This window comes from Vibrio sp. 970 (assembly GCF_033339075.1).
The window spans coordinates 1-520 of sequence record NZ_JAWOTW010000800.1 but is presented as its reverse complement, the minus strand read 5'-3'; the positions used below and the strand labels follow the sequence as shown (position 1 = coordinate 520).

Genomic DNA, 520 nt, shown 5'->3' with positions numbered 1-520 from the left:
GGTTGTACTTGAGAATATCACTAATGAGTTCCGCTTTTTGTGTCGGCGTTTCATACTTCAGTGCATCTTTTTGACCGACCGCTTGGCGCATAAATTTCATTTCTTCATCAGTCATTCCAGATTGAGCGTATTCATTCAGCTCATTTTCCATCTCGATAATCGATGCGACCGTCGAATCGGCACGAACTTGCGCGGTAAATACAACCGAACCGGTTTCAGGATTCCCCGAGAAGTAACCGTAAGCACCGTAGGTGTAGCCTTTGTCTTCACGCAGGTTTTGGTTGATGCGACTGTTAAAGTTACCCGCTAGGTTAAAGTTCGCGAGCTGGCTTAGATAAAAGTCACCCGTGGCATCATAAGGCATGCCTTGACGAACCATCATAACCACACTTTGCGGTGCCCCTAGTTTATCGACAAGATGAATTTTCTGCTCACCTAATGCTGGTATTGTTTGAGGAGCATAAAGTGGTGCCGCTTCATCTTTCCATTCAGCCCAAAACGCAAGCTTCTGCTCAATGTC

General features: G+C 46.0%; 1 protein-coding gene. It reads right to left on the bottom strand.

Going from position 1 to position 520, the window contains the following annotated elements; all coding sequences use genetic code 11:
- Nucleotides 1-520 (bottom strand): M16 family metallopeptidase (locus R7Q11_RS29275; protein WP_225467358.1); only part of this gene is annotated, 520 nt, incomplete at both ends.